General features: G+C 61.4%; 14 protein-coding genes and 1 pseudogene. All 15 read left to right on the top strand.

What is annotated here, in order from left to right; genetic code table 11:
* A pseudogene (locus RIN13_RS15955) lies at positions 1-411 on the top strand (site-2 protease family protein); the annotation flags it as partial.
* Positions 412-540: 129 nt separating this feature from the next.
* Entirely contained in the window at positions 541-1,605 is a 1,065-nt protein-coding gene (locus RIN13_RS15950) for a tRNA (adenine-N1)-methyltransferase (protein ID WP_309108315.1), read from the top strand.
* Positions 1,606-1,686: 81 nt separating this feature from the next.
* Positions 1,687-3,471 (top strand): proteasome ATPase, encoded by a 1,785-nt coding sequence (gene arc, locus RIN13_RS15945; RefSeq protein ID WP_309108316.1) that lies wholly within the window; start codon positions 1,687-1,689, stop codon positions 3,469-3,471.
* Complete coding sequence (gene dop / locus RIN13_RS15940) at positions 3,468-5,141, top strand: depupylase/deamidase Dop (RefSeq protein WP_309108314.1); 1,674 nt, start codon at positions 3,468-3,470, stop codon at positions 5,139-5,141. The genes arc and dop overlap by 4 nt, the downstream gene beginning before the upstream one ends.
* Positions 5,142-5,225: 84 nt before the next feature.
* Positions 5,226-5,429 (top strand): ubiquitin-like protein Pup, encoded by a 204-nt coding sequence (locus RIN13_RS15935; RefSeq protein WP_309108313.1) that lies wholly within the window; start codon positions 5,226-5,228, stop codon positions 5,427-5,429.
* Positions 5,430-5,495: 66 nt separating this feature from the next.
* Positions 5,496-6,320, top strand: a complete 825-nt coding sequence (gene prcB, locus RIN13_RS15930; RefSeq protein WP_309108312.1) for a proteasome subunit beta — start codon at positions 5,496-5,498, stop codon at positions 6,318-6,320.
* A 1-nt stretch (position 6,321) separates the two neighbouring features.
* Positions 6,322-7,029 carry a proteasome subunit alpha gene (gene prcA / locus RIN13_RS15925; protein ID WP_309108311.1) on the top strand — a complete coding sequence of 236 codons (708 nt, stop codon included), beginning with the start codon at positions 6,322-6,324 and terminating at the stop codon, positions 7,027-7,029.
* A gap of 1 nt (position 7,030) precedes the next feature.
* Positions 7,031-8,395: a Pup--protein ligase gene (gene pafA, locus RIN13_RS15920; RefSeq protein ID WP_309108310.1), complete on the top strand. Its 1,365-nt coding sequence runs from the start codon at positions 7,031-7,033 to the stop codon at positions 8,393-8,395.
* Between the two features lie 110 nt (positions 8,396-8,505).
* Positions 8,506-9,435: an FKBP-type peptidyl-prolyl cis-trans isomerase gene (locus RIN13_RS15915; RefSeq protein WP_309108309.1), complete on the top strand. Its 930-nt coding sequence runs from the start codon at positions 8,506-8,508 to the stop codon at positions 9,433-9,435.
* Positions 9,436-9,474: 39 nt separating this feature from the next.
* Positions 9,475-9,870, top strand: coding sequence for an FKBP-type peptidyl-prolyl cis-trans isomerase (locus tag RIN13_RS15910; protein ID WP_309108308.1), 396 nt, complete (start codon positions 9,475-9,477; stop codon positions 9,868-9,870).
* Between the two features lie 127 nt (positions 9,871-9,997).
* Positions 9,998-12,058, top strand: a complete 2,061-nt coding sequence (locus RIN13_RS15905; protein WP_309108307.1) for a WYL domain-containing protein — start codon at positions 9,998-10,000, stop codon at positions 12,056-12,058.
* A 10-nt stretch (positions 12,059-12,068) separates the two neighbouring features.
* Entirely contained in the window at positions 12,069-12,461 is a 393-nt protein-coding gene (locus tag RIN13_RS15900) for a hypothetical protein (RefSeq protein ID WP_309108306.1), read from the top strand.
* A gap of 35 nt (positions 12,462-12,496) precedes the next feature.
* Positions 12,497-12,766 (top strand): Sec-independent protein translocase subunit TatA, encoded by a 270-nt coding sequence (tatA, locus tag RIN13_RS15895; protein ID WP_309108305.1) that lies wholly within the window; start codon positions 12,497-12,499, stop codon positions 12,764-12,766.
* A gap of 6 nt (positions 12,767-12,772) precedes the next feature.
* Positions 12,773-13,609 (top strand): twin-arginine translocase subunit TatC, encoded by an 837-nt coding sequence (gene tatC, locus RIN13_RS15890; RefSeq protein WP_309108304.1) that lies wholly within the window; start codon positions 12,773-12,775, stop codon positions 13,607-13,609.
* A gap of 24 nt (positions 13,610-13,633) precedes the next feature.
* Complete coding sequence (locus tag RIN13_RS15885) at positions 13,634-16,528, top strand: DEAD/DEAH box helicase (RefSeq protein ID WP_309108303.1); 2,895 nt, start codon at positions 13,634-13,636, stop codon at positions 16,526-16,528.
* Positions 16,529-16,544 lie beyond the last annotated feature (16 nt).

Here is a 16,544-nt window from a genome sequence, read left to right as displayed (position 1 = left end):
AGCCGCCTGCATTTGGTGGCCGCTGCCGCATTGGCGGAACCCGCCGTCGGCCTCTCCGAAGCGTCCACGGTGGCGGATGTCCTGCGTCTCTCACCTGCCGGTTTCCCGGCGGTGGTCCTGTTCGGAAGCGACAGGCGTCCCAAACAGTTGGTGGATCCCAAATCTGTAGCGGCGGTCCCGGCCGGGGCAGAGGCAAGTACCCCCGCCAGTGCGGTCTCCTACAAGCTCGACGACGGCGCCTACGTTCTGGAATCGGACAAGGGTCAGGATCTGCTCCAGTACCTGTCAAAGCTGAATGGCAGCGAGTATGCCGTGATCGATGACCATGGCATAGTGACAGGCGTGTTGCATAAGCACGCCGTTTTGGACGCGATCACCGGCAGGGAAGCCCAACGCAACGGGCGCAGATAAGCAGGAACCGGTAGAGTTACCTGCCGGCCATGAAATAGGGCAAGAGCATAATCACCACCAGGCCCGGCAGCTTGGTGCCGGCGCTCTCAATGAGCAGCCAAACAGCATTACAGGAGCGAGGAACAGTCCATGAGCAGCGATCACGCCGCCACCGGTACCGCCACAGCCGAAAATCCAGGCTTGGGTACGGCAAGTGCCGAGCCGGTTGGTGCCGCTAGGCGCCGGGGTCCCTTCCGCGAGGGTGAGCGCGTACAGCTGACTGACGAACGTGGTCGGATGAACACCATCACATTGGAGGTGGGGGGAGCATTCCACACCCACCGTGGATTCCTCAACCACGATGAGATCATCGGCAAAGTTGACGGCTCGGTAGTGACCAACAACGTTGGCCAGCAGTACCAGACGCTTCGACCGTTGCTGTCGGACTTCGTGCTGTCCATGCCTCGCGGAGCCGCTGTGGTGTACCCCAAAGACGCCGGACAGATCGTGACCATGGCTGACATCTTCCCCGGTGCCCGCGTGGTTGAGGCGGGCGTGGGCTCCGGAGCCCTGTCCATTTCGCTCCTGCGTGCAGTAGGGGACAACGGCTACCTGCATTCCTTTGAGCGACGTGAGGAATTTGCCGATATTGCCCGTGGAAACGTGGAGACAATTTTTGGTGGTCCGCATCCGGCATGGAAGATCTCCCTGGGCGACTTCCAGGAAGAAGTGGTGCGCAGTGAAGCCCCCGGTTCCGTTGACCGTGTGGTGCTCGACATGCTGGCACCCTGGGAGTGCCTGGACGCCGTGGCAAGGGTTCTTGCCCCGGGTGGTGTGTGGATCAACTACGTTGCTACGGTGACCCAGCTGTCCCGTACCGCGGAGGCCATCCGGGCAGACGGGCGCTTCACAGAGCCCGACGCCTGGGAATCAATGGTGCGCGGATGGCACCTGGAAGGCCTGGCCGTACGCCCGGACCATCGGATGGTGGCGCACACCGGCTTCCTTCTCGTGACGCGCAGGCTTGCCGACGGCGTCACCGGCATCTCCGTAAAGCGTCGTCCCTCCAAGACGGAGTTCAACGACGAGGACGTCAACGCCTGGACTCCGGGTGCGGTGGGAGAGCGTCTGGTGTCTGACAAGAAGCTGCGTCGGGCTGCCCGTGACGCCATTGCAGGAACCAATGTGAAGGACGATCCAAAGATCACGAACTAGTCCGTATTTCGGAAAGCTTCAGCAGACCTTGCGTTGTTGGGACTATGGTCTTAATAAGAGCGCAAGAAGGGGCTGATGATCATGGAGATGCCAAACAACGAATCAGGACGGACGCCCGCAGGGGACACGGCAGGTCCAGGAGCCGAGGACGGTGCACGTTACGGCGCCAGCGAACTCTCGGTCGCTGACCGGCAGATCAACATTCTGAGGGACAAACTCCGCCACATCGACCGCCAACTCGCGGCAGCAACGCAAAACAACACCAAGCTCGTGGGCATGTTGGAAACGGCGAAGGCAGAGATTCTGCGCCTGAAGAACGCCTTGGATCAGGAGGGCCAGCCTCCTTACAGCTTCGGGACGATTCTCCAGCTCAATCCGAAGCGGCAGGTTGCGCCGGGCAGTTCCACCCAGGCCGTCACGGAAGAATCGGTAGACATCTTCAATGCGGGCCGCAAAATGCGCGTGGGGATCAGCCCCTTGGTCAACATCAACCAGCTGGCCGTCGGCCAGGAGGTGCTGCTCAACGAGGCACTCCTGGTGGTGGCGGGGCTCGGCTTCGAGCGTGCCGGCGACCTCGTAACGCTCAAGGAAATGCTGGGTCACGACCGCGCCCTGGTGGTTGGCCGGGCCGATGAGGAACGGGTCATCCGCCTCTCCGGTCCGCTGATGGCACAAAAGCTAAGGGTGGGGGACGCGTTGTCCATCGATTCCCGCACCGGTTACGCGCTGGAAAAGGTTCCCCGTGCCGAGGTTGAAAACCTGGTGCTGGAGGAAGTCCCGGACATCACGTACCACGATATCGGCGGGCTGGGTCCGCAGATTGAACAGATCCGCGACGCCGTCGAACTCCCGTTCCTGCACCCGGATCTGTACCGTGAACACGGCCTCAAGGCCCCCAAGGGGATTCTCCTGTACGGCCCTCCCGGTTGTGGCAAAACCCTCATTGCCAAGGCTGTGGCCAATTCCCTCGCCGCAAGGGCTGCCGAGCGCACCGGGAATGTGGATCTCAAGAGCTACTTCCTGAACATCAAGGGTCCGGAGCTCCTGGACAAGTATGTCGGCGAGACCGAGCGCCACATCCGGCTCATTTTCTCCCGGGCACGCGAAAAGGCTTCCGATGGCAGCCCCGTAGTGGTGTTTTTCGACGAGATGGACTCCTTGTTCCGTACCCGCGGAACCGGAATCTCCTCCGATGTCGAGACCACCATCGTTCCCCAGCTGCTGAGCGAGATCGACGGCGTGGAACGGCTGGACAATGTGATTGTCATCGGCGCTTCCAACCGTGAGGACATGATCGATCCGGCTATCCTGCGCCCAGGGCGCTTGGACGTGAAGGTAAAGATCCATCGGCCGGATGCCGAGGCGGCAGCGGACATTTTCTACAAGTACATCACCACGGATCTGCCCTTCCACGCCTCAGACCTTGCCGAACACAATGGCGATGTCCAGGCCACCGTTGATGCCATGATCCAGCGCACAGTCGAGGCGATGTACTCAACGGACAAATCCAATGAGTTCCTCGAAGTGACGTATGCCAATGGTGATACCGAGATGCTCTACTTCAAGGACTTCAACTCAGGTGCGGTTGTGCAAAATGTTGTGGACCGAGCCAAGAAGTACGCCATCAAGGACCTGCTCACCACGGCCCAGAAGGGCATCCGCATAGACCACCTGCTCCGAGCAGTCATTGATGAGTTCCGCGAGCACGAGGACATGCCGAACACTACCAATCCGGACGATTGGGCCAGGATCTCCGGCAAGAAGGGTGAGCGGATTACGTACATCCGTACCATTGTCCAAGGCAAGGCAGGTCAGGAGCCGGGCAAGTCCATCGAAACGATGCCCAATACTGGACAGTACCTGTGACAGCCCGCCCCGAACGCGCTCCAGGCTCTGCCCTGCCGTCGGGCGGCGCCATGAGAGTGATGGGTTCGGAGACAGAGTACGGTATCCATGCTCCCTCTGCGCCTGGAGCCAATGCCACCATGATGTCCGCCCGCGTGATCCAGGCCTATGCCCAGGTCACCAGGCAGCGTGCGGCCGGGGGAGCGGAGACGCGCTGGGATTATACGGATGAGGAGCCCCTGCACGATGCCAGGGGCTGGACGGTGGAACGCACCTCCGCGGATCCGAGTCAGCTGACGGACCAGCCGCCGGTCCTCGACGCGGAGGCCATTGCCATGGCCTACGGTCGTGACGAGCTGGACCATGATGGCGACGACGAATCCGGCTCGCTGCTCATGAACATGGTCCTCGGGAACGGGGCCAGGCTGTATGTGGATCATGCCCACCCCGAATACTCCAGCCCCGAAGTGACCAACCCGCGTGATGCGGTGGCTTGGGATGCTGCCGGTGACCTTGTGGTGCTGGCGGCAGTCCGGCGCCTGGCCGCTGACCCTACCCTGCCGCCCATCAACCTGTATAAGAACAACACTGACAACAAGTCCGTCTCCTACGGCTCGCACGAAAACTACCTCATGCCGCGCTCCGTTCCCTTCGGGGACATTGTCAGGGGGCTGACGCCGTTCTTTGTTTCCCGGCAGATTGTCTGTGGAGCGGGACGGGTGGGGCTGGGGCAGGACAGCTCCCGGCCCGGCTACCAGATCAGCCAGCGTGCCGACTTTTTTGAAGCCGAAGTGGGTTTGGAAACCACCATCCGCCGCCCCATTATCAACACCCGCGACGAACCCCACGCCACAGCTGACAAATACCGGCGGCTGCACGTCATCATTGGTGATGCCAACCTCAGCCAGACCTCGAACTACCTGAAGTTCGGTACCACGGCGATGGTGCTCAGCCTCATCGAGGCGGGCCTGGCCCCCAAAGTGGAAGTCCACGAACCTGTAGCGGCCCTCCAGGCTGTCAGCCATGACACCTCCCTGACAGCCACCATCCGGCTTCTCGACGGCCGGCGAGTGACAGCCCTGGACCTTCAATGGATGTACCACGAGGCCGCCGCGAAGCTCTCGCAGGACGCCGGAGTGGCTGACGCGGTGGACGGGGACGGTCACACGCACGCAGTCCTTGAGCGCTGGGCGGCAACGCTCAGCCAACTGGACAACAACCGCGACGCCGCAGCTTCCTCGGTGGAGTGGCTCGCCAAGCTTTCACTGCTGGAGGGTTACCGGCAGCGGGACGGGCTCAACTGGGACAACGCACGCCTGGGACTGATCGATCTGCAATGGGCGGACATCCGTCCCGAAAAGGGTTTGTACCACCGGCTTTTGTCCAGGAACCGTATGCAGCGCATCGTGGATGGCCAGGCCATTGCCCGTGCGGTGGCTGAGCCGCCGTCAGACACAAGGGCGTACTTCCGGGGACGCTGCGTCAGCAGCTTCAGCAAAGACGTTGTTGGGGCCAGCTGGGACTCGGTCATCTTCGACGTTCCGGGTTACGGACGGCTCCAACGCGTACCCACGCGGGAACCACTGCGCGGCACCGAAGCACTCACGGGCGGACTGTTTGCCCGTCATCACGAGGCCGCGCCCTTCCTCGCGGAGCTCCTGGGACTGGGCACCACTCCGCCACCCGGATAAAGCCACCCGCAGGGGCCTCTGGCATGGCACTATTGGCTTACAGGATGTCCCTGCAGGAATTGGGGACTCTCAGAAGGAGGAACAATGGCAGGCCAGGAGCAGCAACATCCGCAGTCACGGGATAGTGAAGTTGACGAGGATATCCCCGCAACCCCTCCCGCTCCTGCGGAAGCCCAGGCGTCAGCCGCCACACAAGGCGTTGACGACCTTCTGGACGAAATCGACGGAGTCCTCGAATCCAATGCTGAGGAATTCGTTCGGGCCTTCGTCCAAAAGGGTGGCCAATAAGCGGACGAGCCCCAGTGCCCGATGGGTGAGGAAAACGTTGATTCACCACGTTGAAGGAGTGCAGCAGTGCAGGAAACTACAGCCAACCAGGTAGCGGCCAATGCGACGTCATCGTTCACCGAACACCTGCAACGCGACAGGCCAGGACTGCTGCCCTTCAACAATCCTCTTCCAACGCCGCAGGCCGGGTCCACCCAGCCGCCGCAGGTTCCACACGCCACCACCATTGTTGCCCTGACGTATGCCGGCGGCGTGCTCATGGCCGGAGACCGCCGCGCCACCATGGGAAACATCATTGCCAGCCGCCACATCGAGAAAGTTTTCCCCGCAGACCAGTACTCGGTGCTTGGTATCGCCGGTACCGCAGGGATTGCCATCGATATCACCAGGTTGTTTCAGGTGGAACTCGAGCACTATGAAAAAATCGAAGGCACATTGCTCAGCCTGGACGGCAAGGCCAACAGGCTGGGCGCCATGATCAGGGGAAACCTGCCCATGGCTTTGCAGGGGCTCGCCGTGATTCCACTGTTTGCCGGCTTCGACACTCAGGCGGGAGTGGGCCGGCTGTTTTCCTACGACGTCACCGGAGGGCGCTACGAGGAACAGGAACACCACACGGTAGGGTCCGGCTCCATGTTCGCCCGGGGGGCACTCAAGAAACTGTGGAGTCCGAACATCTCCGAGGATGAAGCCATCCGGGTGGCTGTGGAATCCCTGTATGACGCGGCCGACGACGATTCCGCCACAGGTGGCCCGGATCCAGTCCGGCAGCTATGGCCGGTGGTGTACACGGTGAACCGTGCAGGTGCCCGCCGTGTCCCTGAGGCCGTCCTGGCCGAAGCCGCGCAACGGGTCATAGAGTCACGGGCTTCGGCTCACAGGGAGTCCTGAGATGACCCAGCAGTTTTATGTATCTCCCGAACAGCTGATGAAGGACCGTGCGGACTTCGCACGGAAAGGCATCGCACGCGGCAGGTCCGTCGTGGTCATCAGCGGCGCTGACGGGATAGCCCTTGTTGCCGAGAACCCATCGCCTTCCCTCCACAAGATCGGCGAAATCTACGACAAGATCGCCTTTGCCGCCGTCGGAAAGTACAACGAGTTTGAAAGCCTCCGCCAGGCGGGTGTGAGGTACGCGGACGTACGCGGGTATTCCTACGATCGTGAGGACGTTACCGCAAGGGGCTTGGCCAGCGTCTATGCCCAGAGCCTCGGGGCGGTCTTCACCGCTGAACAGAAACCCTTCGAGGTGGAGCTCGCTGTCGTGGAGGTGGCCAGCCGCCAGGATGAGGACCATCTGTACCGGTTGACCTTCGACGGTTCCATCGCGGACGAAAAGGGTTTCATCGTGATGGGCGGTCAGGCCGAACAGGTCTCGGCAGCCGTCGAAGCAGGCTGGCAGCGGGAACTTGACCTTGCCGGCGCCGTCCGCTTGGCCATGCGCGGTCTTGTCACTGACAAGGACGCTTCGGCCTTGCCTCCCTCGGCTGTTGAAGTAGCGGTCCTGCACCGGGAATCGGAGACTGCACTCGGCACGCGCCGGGCGTTCCGCCGGCTTGGAGACGCAGAGATCGCGGAACTCCTAGCCGAGGGGAACTGACATGGACAAACGGATTTTTGGCATCGAAACGGAGTTTGGCATTTCCTACTCCAGCCCGGATTCTCGGCCGTTGGCTCCTGAGGAAGTGGCACGCTACCTATTTCGCAAAGTGGTGAGTTGGGGCAGGTCCTCCAACGTGTTCCTCACTAACGGTTCCCGGTTGTATCTGGACGTCGGCTCACACCCTGAGTACGCCACGGCTGAATGTGATGACTTGGCTCAGTTGATAGCGCACGACCGCGCCGGAGAGCTGATCCTCGATGACCTGGTCGATGAAGCCCAGGCCCGTTTGGCCGCCGAGGGCTTCAACGGCACGGTATATCTCTTCAAGAACAACACCGACTCTGCCGGCAATTCATACGGCAGCCATGAGAACTACCTGATTCCACGCCGTGGCGAGTTCTCCAGGCTCGCGGAAATCCTCATCCCTTTTCTGGTTACCCGTCAGCTCATTGCCGGTGCCGGAAAAATTTTGAAGACTCCGCACGGGGCGACCTTCGCTTTCTCGCAACGGGCAGACCACATCTGGGAAGGTGTTTCCTCCGCCACCACCAGGTCCCGGCCCATCATCAACACCCGGGACGAGCCTCATGCGGACGCCGAATTCTATCGGCGCCTCCATGTCATTGTGGGTGATTCCAACATGTCGGAAACCACCGCGCTGCTCAAGATAGGTACTGTGGACCTGCTTCTGCGGATGATTGAGGCCGGGGTGATCATGCGCGACATGCGAATGGAAAACCCCATCCGAAGCATCCGGGAGATCTCCCACGACCTCACCGGCAGGGCCCTTGTCCGACTCGCCAACGGCAGGCAGCTCACTGCCCTGGAGATCCAACATGAGTACCTGAGCAAAGTGACCGCCTTCGTCTCCGAGAATGGCGCCCATAATCCGCACGTGCCGCTGATCCTTGATCTGTGGCGACGCACCCTCGATGCGATCGAAAGCGGTGACACCCGGACCATCGATACCGAAATTGACTGGGCCATCAAGAAAAAGCTGATGGACACTTACCGTGAGCGCCACGGCCTCGGACTCGACGCTCCCCGGATTGCCCAACTGGACCTTACCTACCATGACATTTCCCGCTCGCGAGGGCTCTTTTATCTGCTCCAGTCCAGGGGAGCCACTCGGCGCCTGGTAGGGGACATCGATATCAAGGACGCCGTGGACGCCCCGCCGCAGACCACCAGGGCCAAACTACGTGGAGACTTCGTCCGAAGGGCCCAGGAGCTGGGCCGGGACTACACCGTTGACTGGGTCCACCTGAAGCTGAATGACAGGGCGCATCAGACCATTCTGTGCAAGGATCCGTTCCGCAGCATTGACGACCGGGTGGATGCGCTTCTGGACTCTATGGGCTGATACCCAGCTTCAGGGGTTAAGCTGGATGGGGCCGTTTATGCGGCCACCCTTGTTCTGCCGCGAGCCTGATGCCGGCATGACGTCCATCTTGCCCCGACGAAAGTTCTTACGTGCGCCGAATACTAGCAATTCTCATTCCCGGACTGCTGCTGCTGACCGCGTGCGGCGGACCAGCTGCCGCTCCCGAGCCAACAAGTCAATCCGCGGGTGAAACAGCAAAGCTCGACACCCTGAAGCTCACTGAAAATGGAGACAAGAAAGCGCCGGGTGTTGAGTTCACCAAGCCGCTGGATGTCGCAGAACCCACCGTAAAGGTGGTCAAGGAAGGCGATGGCGAATCAGTCAAAGCCAATCAGATAGCCGAAGTGTCCATCCTCGCCCTCAGCGGCAAGGACGGTTCCAAGCTGGATGACACCTTCGAGGGGGAGCCTCTGCCCATCGAACTGAACGAAGAGTTCAAAACAAGCAACCCCGCCATTTTCAACGCATTCGTGGGCGCGAAGATCGGGTCCTATCTGGCAATCGGCATCCCAGGACAGGCTGCAGCCCAGGGCGGAGAGGCACAGCCAACCCAACTCCTGGTTGTGAAGATGCTGTCCTCCAAGGACGCCCCGCCGGTTCTGGACAAGCCAGAGGGTGACACCGTCACGCCTCCGGCCGGCCTTCCCACTGTGAAGGAAAACGACAAGGGTATCCCCGAGATTAACGTCGACGGCGTTGCGGCCCCCAAGGAGCTCATCTCCCAGGACCTCATCAAGGGCAAGGGCCAGGAAGTTAAGGCCACCGACACCCTCACGGTTAACTACGTGGGTGTGACCCTGGTAGGCGCCACGAAGTTCGACTCCAGCTACGATCGCGGCGAAAAAGCCAGCTTCCGCCTGGACGGCGTTATCAAGGGCTGGTCACAGGGACTGGCCGGTAAGACGGTCGGATCCCGCGTGCTGCTGGTCATTCCCAAGGATTTGGCGTACGGCGACAAGCCGCAGGGCGAAGCCAAGGGCGACCTCGTGTTCGTCGTCGATATCCTCGGCGTTAAGTAAACAATCCTCACAGTCCCACCCCGAACAAAAGGAGCAACCATGTCATTTGGTCAGCGTGATTTCGACCGCCAGAAGCCTGAAATTGACTTCCCTGAGGGCGATGTCCCCACTGAACTGGTGATTACAGACCTCATCGAGGGCGACGGCGCCGAAGCCAAGCGTGGTGACACCGTATCAACGCACTACGTTGGTGTTGCCTGGTCCACCGGCGAAGAATTCGATGCGTCCTGGGGCCGCGGAGCACCGCTGGACTTCAAGGTGGGCGTCGGCCAGGTTATCCAGGGCTGGGACCAGGGCCTGCTGGGCATGAAGGTCGGCGGCCGACGCCGGCTGGAAATCCCCTCAGAGCTTGCCTACGGTTCCCGTGGCGCCGGAAACGCTATCGCCCCCAACGAGGCACTCATCTTCGTTGTTGACCTGGTAGGCGTGCGCTAAGCAGCGGTAAACACGGTTGGGCGATCAGCCCACGGAGCCTGGAAGCGCGGTAACAATCGGAGCTGTATTTCCGATTGCGGCCGCGCTTCCTGCGTTTCAGCAAGCGGTTTTTAGTAACGTTGATGGGGTGTCCGCCTCACGTACTGAACGCCTCCTGAACCTGCTCATCGCCCTCCTCAACACCCGGTATGGGCTGCGTCGCAGTGAGCTGCGCGAGAAGATTTACCACGACCCGGGCAGCAGCGATGTCTCCTTCGGGCGGATGTTTGAGCGCGACAAGAATGATCTCCGGCAGTTCGGATTCGACGTGGAAACGGTGACCGACAAGGGTTGGGGATCCGATGACCCCGCCACCACGCGATACCGGATCGGCAAGGAATCCAACCGCCTGCCCGATGTCAGCCTCACTCCGGAAGAGTGCACCGCTCTTATCCTTGCCTCCCAGCTGTGGGAGCAGGCTGCGCTTGGTTCGGCCGCGCTCAGTGCCATGCGCAAGCTGCAGGCGACGGGTGAACTGTCTTCCGTGGCCGAACTTCCCTCTGGCGTACAGCCACGCATTAAACCTCCAGGCCAAGCCTTCGAGGACCTGGTTGCGGCAATGCACTCCCAACATCCGGTGAGCTTCCGATATCTGGCTGGAACAACGGGAAAAGAAGAGGAACGCCTCGTGGAGCCCTGGGGACTCGGCAGCCGCTTTGGCCAGTGGTACCTCGTCGCCTTCGACCGTTCCCGTGGGGCCCAGCGGTACTTCCGGCTCTCGCGCTTCACATCGGCCGTCACGGTGCTGCAAAAGGACTCCTACACACCGCCTGCCGGCTTTAGCGCCCGCGCGGAGCTCGACAAACTACCCGAGCTCCCGCTCAGGACCGCCGTCGTGGATGTGCGTGAAGGGCGCGTGCTGGGATTGCGGAAGAAGGCAGCACTGGCGTTTGACGCTGGAAGGGCTGATCTCGCGGGGCAGGAGCCGGACCGCGACGGGGATCTGGACACTGCACCCCAAGCAGGAACCCCCGACGACGGTTGGGACCGTCTCTGCGTTCCTTACCGGGATTCGGAAGTGCTGGGCGAAGAACTGGCATCCTATGGCCCCAACGTCGTGGTCGTATTGCCGGAGGAATTGAGGGACTCAGTCCGAAGGCGGCTCACAGCAGCCGTGGCCTTCGCGGCCACCCCTGTGCCGCCAATCGAGTTCCCGGACGACACCGCTGCCAAGCGGACCCGTAAGCGTACCTCGGAGGACCAGTTGCAACGGATGCTGCAGCTGGTGCCTTTCCTGGTCCATAACCAGGGCCTGCATATCCGCGAGGTCGCGGACCGCTTTGGAGTGACCAGGAAAGAACTGGAAGACGATCTTCGGATTCTCATCTGTTCAGGTCTGCCGGAGGGGTATCCGGACGACCTGCTCGACATCCAGTGGGAGGACGACCACGTCTACATCACCCAGGACCTGGACCTGAACCGGCCTGTCCGCTTCACCATTGATGAAGCGTGTGCCCTCCTTACCGGCCTCGAAGCGCTCAACGGATTGCCGGAATTGGCCGAAGGAAGTGCCCTGGAGTCAGTAACGCTGAAGCTGATGGCAGCTGCGGGGGAGGAAGGTCTCAGGGCTGCCTCACTGGCGGGGCCTGAAGTCAGCCCCGGTAACTCCGCACATCTGCAGACCGCGAGGGACGCGATTGAATCCCGCAGGCAGCTGCATCTGGTCTACCTGTCACCCCAGCGCGACTCCTTCTCCGAACGGGATATTGATCCTCTCCGGCTCTATTCCCTGGACAACACGTGGTACCTCGAGGCCTACTGCCACTCCGTCGAGGGGCTTCGCAACTTCCGCCTTGACCGCATCGAGAAACTCAGTCCAAACGGACGGGCTGCGACTGACCACGGCGAGGCCTCAGAAGGGTTCCCCGTCAAGCTTTTCACCCCGAACGACGACGATACGCTCGTGACGGTGCAACTCACCAGACAAGCTGCCGGCCTTGCTGAGGACTACTACGCGGAACGGACAGCGCCTCTTATTGAAGGGGGAAAAGATGCCGGACTTCTGGCCGAAATCCGGTTTGGCAGCACAGAATGGTTGCCGGCTTTCGTCGCTCAGCACGGCGGGGGTGTACGGATCCTGAAGCCCGACGATGCAGCTGCGGCGGCAGGCCGATGGATCGAAGAGGCCTTGGCCAACTACGGCGGCTAGACTACTCAGCATGCCTTGGTGGTCCTGGATACTTCTTTGGATAGCGCTCGTTGCGCTGTCCCTCCTCTTCTACGCCTTTTTGGGCTTCCGGCTCTTCCGTCAGATCATGGCCACCTTGAAGGAACTTGGGGAGGCCGGAAGCCGCCTTGGCGGACCCGGCAGCCGACCGGGCAGTTCATTCACTGACCTTGATCCTGATGCCGGTAGCGGGGACGGACAGTATTCCGGGAGGCTGACGCAGTCCCTGCCACCAGGACTTGCGGTCTTCGCTTCCCCGGAGCAGATGCGGCACGAGTATCACGCGGGGAAAGCCGCCCGACAGGAAAGGCGTCGTGCCCGGCGCGTACAGCGCAAGGCGGACCGCGGGCAGCCCCAACGGCTGCGCGACATCGAATTCAGTTAGACGTAGGATGTATCTAAACGAAAGGACCTCTCATCATGAGGCTTGAAGGCTGGCATCTCATCATCATTATTGTTTTGGCTTTGGTGCTCTTTGCTGCACCGCGCCTGCCTGGCATGGCCAGAAGCCTTGGGCAGTCGATGCGGATTTTCAAGTCCGAAGTCCGGGAAATGAAGAAGGACGGAACCCCGGAGGCGAAAGACGGCTCTGAGCCGGTCGAAGGCAAAGTGGTGAACCACCCCCGCACCAACCCGACGGACAACCGCCCCGCGGACGGTACTGACGTTCCGCCGTCGAACCGCGCCTAAGTCCAGATGGCAGTAACCATGGGCCGCCGATCCAACCCTGAGGGGAGGATGGCGCTGCTTGACCATCTCAAGGAACTGCGGAACAGGCTGTTCAAGTCCGCAATCGGTGTCATCCTCGGAACCATCATCGGTTTTCTGGCCTATCAGCCGATGCTCGCCGCATTGATCAAACCCATCGTTGACCTCAACGAAAAAGAGGGGCGTCAGGCCTCGCTCAACTTTGACGGTGTGGCCAGTTCCTTTGATCTGATGATCCAGGTGTCGGTCTTCTTGGGCCTGATAGTTGCCAGCCCTGTATGGCTTTATCAGTTGTGGGCTTTCATCGTTCCTGGCCTGCATAAGAAAGAGCGGCGCCTGGCGCTGTCCTTTGTGGCAGCCGCAGTCCCGCTCTTCGTAGGAGGGGTAGTCCTGGCCTGGCTGGTGCTTCCCAACGCTGTCCGGGTACTCACAGACTTCACTCCCAGCGGGGGCTCCAACTTCATCAGTGCGCAGGTTTACCTGGCGTTCGTCCTGCGGCTCCTCCTGGCCTTCGGCATTGCCTTCCTCCTGCCGGTCGTTCTCTTTGGACTGAACCTGGCTGGAATCATCAAGGGGCAGCAGCTCGTCAAGAGCTGGCGGATTACCGTGTTTTTGGTGTGCCTGTTCGCGGCTATGGCAGCCCCCGGCGCTGACGCCATGAGCATGTTCTACCTCGCCGGGCCCATGCTGGCGCTGTTTTTCGCCGCCATTGGTCTATGCCTGCTCAACGATCGGCGTCGGGACCGGAAGGCGGCAAAACGCGCTGCCGAGACCGAAGCCTCCGCCAACATAGCAACCCCACGGACCGAACTGGGCAATCTGTAGCTCTCCGCCCATTAGGCTTGATGCATGTCCTCCATATCCGGGCCCCAGTCGCCATCCGAGCTCTACCGGGCCAGCGTTGAACGGACCGCCGAAGCCAATACTTACCTGGGTGGTTTCGTCCGTTCCCTGGAGTTTGAGCTGGATGACTTTCAACGCGAGGCCTGCAAGTCATTACAGGCCGGCCGCGGTGTCCTTGTAGCGGCACCCACAGGCGCGGGAAAAACCATTGTGGGGGAGTTCGCCATCTACCTCGCCCTGCAGCGTGGCCTGAAGGCGTTCTACACCACACCGATCAAGGCACTGAGCAATCAGAAGTACTTCGAGCTCTCCGACAAGTACGGGCTTCATAATGTCGGTTTGCTAACCGGGGACACGAGCATCAACGGTGAAGCACCGGTTGTGGTGATGACCACCGAGGTGTTGCGGAACATGCTTTACGCCGATTCCGATTCCCTTGACGATCTTGGCTACGTGGTGATGGACGAGGTTCACTATCTCGCAGACCGTTTCCGTGGGGCCGTCTGGGAAGAGGTGATCATCCACCTTCCCAGCGAGGTCCAGGTGGCCTCGCTCAGCGCAACCGTCTCCAACGCTGAGGAGTTCGGAGCGTGGCTGGACACTGTCCGGGGCCAAACCGACATCATCGTTTCAGAACACCGTCCCGTTCCCCTTTGGCAGCACGTTATGGTTGGCCGGAACATCGTGGACCTCTTCGCAGGTGAAACGCCCTTCGACGAAATAGCGCCTCCGGATGCCGACGCTGCGGAGCCGGTGCTTTCAGCAGAAGCAGCAAGCCAGCGTGGCTTTGAAGTGAACCCTGAGTTGCTGTCCATGGCGAAGGCCGAAAGCCAGATGAACTTCCGCGGCCGGTTTGGTCATGGCGGCCGCAGCCAGCGTCGCCAGCATGGGCAGCAAGGACGGGAGAACCCCAGTGCCTCCGGCGAGCAGCGAAGCCCCGTGCGCAAGGCCAGCCGCCCCCAGGTCATCGCCAGCCTGGACCGGCAGGATTTGCTGCCGGCAATCACTTTCATCTTCTCGAGGGCAGGCTGCGACGCCGCCGTCGCACAGTGTGTATCCGCCGGACTCTGGCTGACCACTGAGAAGGAACAGCGGATCATCGCCATGCGCGTCGACGAAGCCGGCCAGGACATTCCTTCGGAGGATCTGGACGTGCTGGGCTTCTGGAGCTGGCGTGACGGTCTCCTCCGGGGATTGGCTGCCCATCACGCAGGGCTGCTGCCCACTTTCAAGGAAGTGGTGGAGAAATTGTTCGCGGAGGGCTTGGTAAAGGCCGTGTTCGCAACGGAAACGCTTGCCTTGGGCGTGAACATGCCTGCACGCTCAGTGGTGCTGGAAAAGCTTGAAAAGTTCAATGGTGAAGCCCATGTGGGTATCACCGCCGGCGAATACACGCAGCTGACCGGTCGCGCCGGGCGGCGCGGCATCGACGTCGAGGGTCACGCGGTGGTGCTGTGGCAACCAGGAACCGATCCGGCGGCGGTAGCTGGCCTCGCATCCCGGCGCACCTACCCCCTGAACTCCAGCTTCCGTCCCACGTACAACATGAGCATCAACCTTCTGGCACAGTTCGGCAGGCCCCGGGCTCGTGAGATCCTCGAATCTTCCTTCGCTCAATTCCAAGCCGACCGTTCCGTCGTCGGACTGGCCAAGCAGGTGCGCAGCCGCGAGGAATCGCTGGCCGGATTCCGCAAATCAATGACGTGCCATCTCGGAGATTTCACGGAGTACGCCCGTTTGCGTCGTGAATTGTCCGACGCCGAGAATGTTGCGGCCCGCGGCCAGTCCCGGGCCCGAAAGTCCCTCACCGAAGACTCCTTGAGCCGGCTCCTTCCCGGCGACGTCATTGACGTACCCACAGGAAGGGCTCCGGGATTCGCCGTCGTGCTGAGCTCTGACCACACGTCCCGGGAACCGAGGCCGGCGGTCCTGACCATGGACCATCAGCTGCGGCGGATCGGAATTCACGATCTCGAGGGGCCGGTTTCGCCCGTCACACGCATCCGGATCCCCAAGTCCTTCAACGCCAAAGTGCCCAAATCCCGCCGCGAGCTTGCTTCCTCCGTGCGCAATGCGATCCGTGAAAACCGTCCGCCTGCTCCCGACAGCAGCAGGCACCACGACTTTGGGCGGGCAGCGGCGCTTCCGGACCAGGAACGAAAGATCGCCGAGCTGCGCCGCGCCTTGCGGTCCCATCCCTGCCACGGCTGCAGCGAGCGGGAAGACCATGCGCGTTGGTCGGAGCGCTGGTGGAAGCTGCGCCAGGAGACAGACGGCCTGATACGCCAGATCCAGGGCAGGACCAACACCATTGCGAAGACCTTTGACCGGGTGTGCGACGTGCTGTTCAGCTACGGATACCTTGAGACGGCTGAATCCGGCAAGGTAGTGATCGGCCCGGACGGCCAACGGTTGCGCCGGATCTACGGGGAGAAGGATCTGCTGATCTCCCAAGCCCTTAGGCAGGGGGCATTTGATGACCTGGATGCTGCGGAAATCGCCGCCTTGGCCAGCATCCTCGTCTTCCAGGCGAAGCGTGAAGACCGTGGACTCAGGCCCCGTATGCCAAGCGTTTCACTGGAAACGTCGGTGGACATTGTGGTTCAGGAATGGTCTGCGCTGGAGGACACGGAGGAAGCAAACAAGCTTCCGCTGACAGGAGAGCCGGAGCTGGGGCTTATGTGGCCTATCTTCAAATGGGCGAAAGGCCGCCATCTCCAGGAAGTCCTCAGCGGAACTGACCTGGCCGCCGGTGACTTCGTGCGCTGGGTCAAGCAGGTCATTGACCTCCTTGACCAATTGGCCAAGATCCCGGGCCTTGATCCCAGGATTGCCAGGCTGTGCAGCGAAGCAATCACCTTGGTGCGCCGCGGCGTCGTCGCGTATTCCACTGTCGCCTGATCCGCCCTGCCCAAAC

It is taken from the genome of Arthrobacter sp. (assembly GCF_031179985.1).
Classification (GTDB): domain Bacteria; phylum Actinomycetota; class Actinomycetes; order Actinomycetales; family Micrococcaceae; genus Arthrobacter.
Note: the sequence above shows the minus strand (reverse complement) of the source record. Positions and strands in the feature narration are given on the sequence as shown.

Bases quoted from the DNA above. Each gene is read 5' to 3' on its own strand.
- RIN13_RS15885 (WP_309108303.1), top strand. From the start codon at position 13,634: ATGTCCTCCATATCCGGGCCCCAGTCGCCATCCGAGCTCTACCGGGCC.
- RIN13_RS15935 (WP_309108313.1), top strand. From the start codon at position 5,226: ATGGCAGGCCAGGAGCAGCAACATCCGCAGTCACGGGATAGTGAAGTT.
- RIN13_RS15910 (WP_309108308.1), top strand. From the start codon at position 9,475: ATGTCATTTGGTCAGCGTGATTTCGACCGCCAGAAGCCTGAAATTGAC.
- RIN13_RS15950 (WP_309108315.1), top strand. From the start codon at position 541: ATGAGCAGCGATCACGCCGCCACCGGTACCGCCACAGCCGAAAATCCA.
- tatC (WP_309108304.1), top strand. From the start codon at position 12,773: ATGGCAGTAACCATGGGCCGCCGATCCAACCCTGAGGGGAGGATGGCG.
- tatA (WP_309108305.1), top strand. From the start codon at position 12,497: ATGAGGCTTGAAGGCTGGCATCTCATCATCATTATTGTTTTGGCTTTG.
- pafA (WP_309108310.1), top strand. From the start codon at position 7,031: ATGGACAAACGGATTTTTGGCATCGAAACGGAGTTTGGCATTTCCTAC.
- RIN13_RS15900 (WP_309108306.1), top strand. From the start codon at position 12,069: ATGCCTTGGTGGTCCTGGATACTTCTTTGGATAGCGCTCGTTGCGCTG.
- arc (WP_309108316.1), top strand. From the start codon at position 1,687: ATGGAGATGCCAAACAACGAATCAGGACGGACGCCCGCAGGGGACACG.
- prcA (WP_309108311.1), top strand. From the start codon at position 6,322: ATGACCCAGCAGTTTTATGTATCTCCCGAACAGCTGATGAAGGACCGT.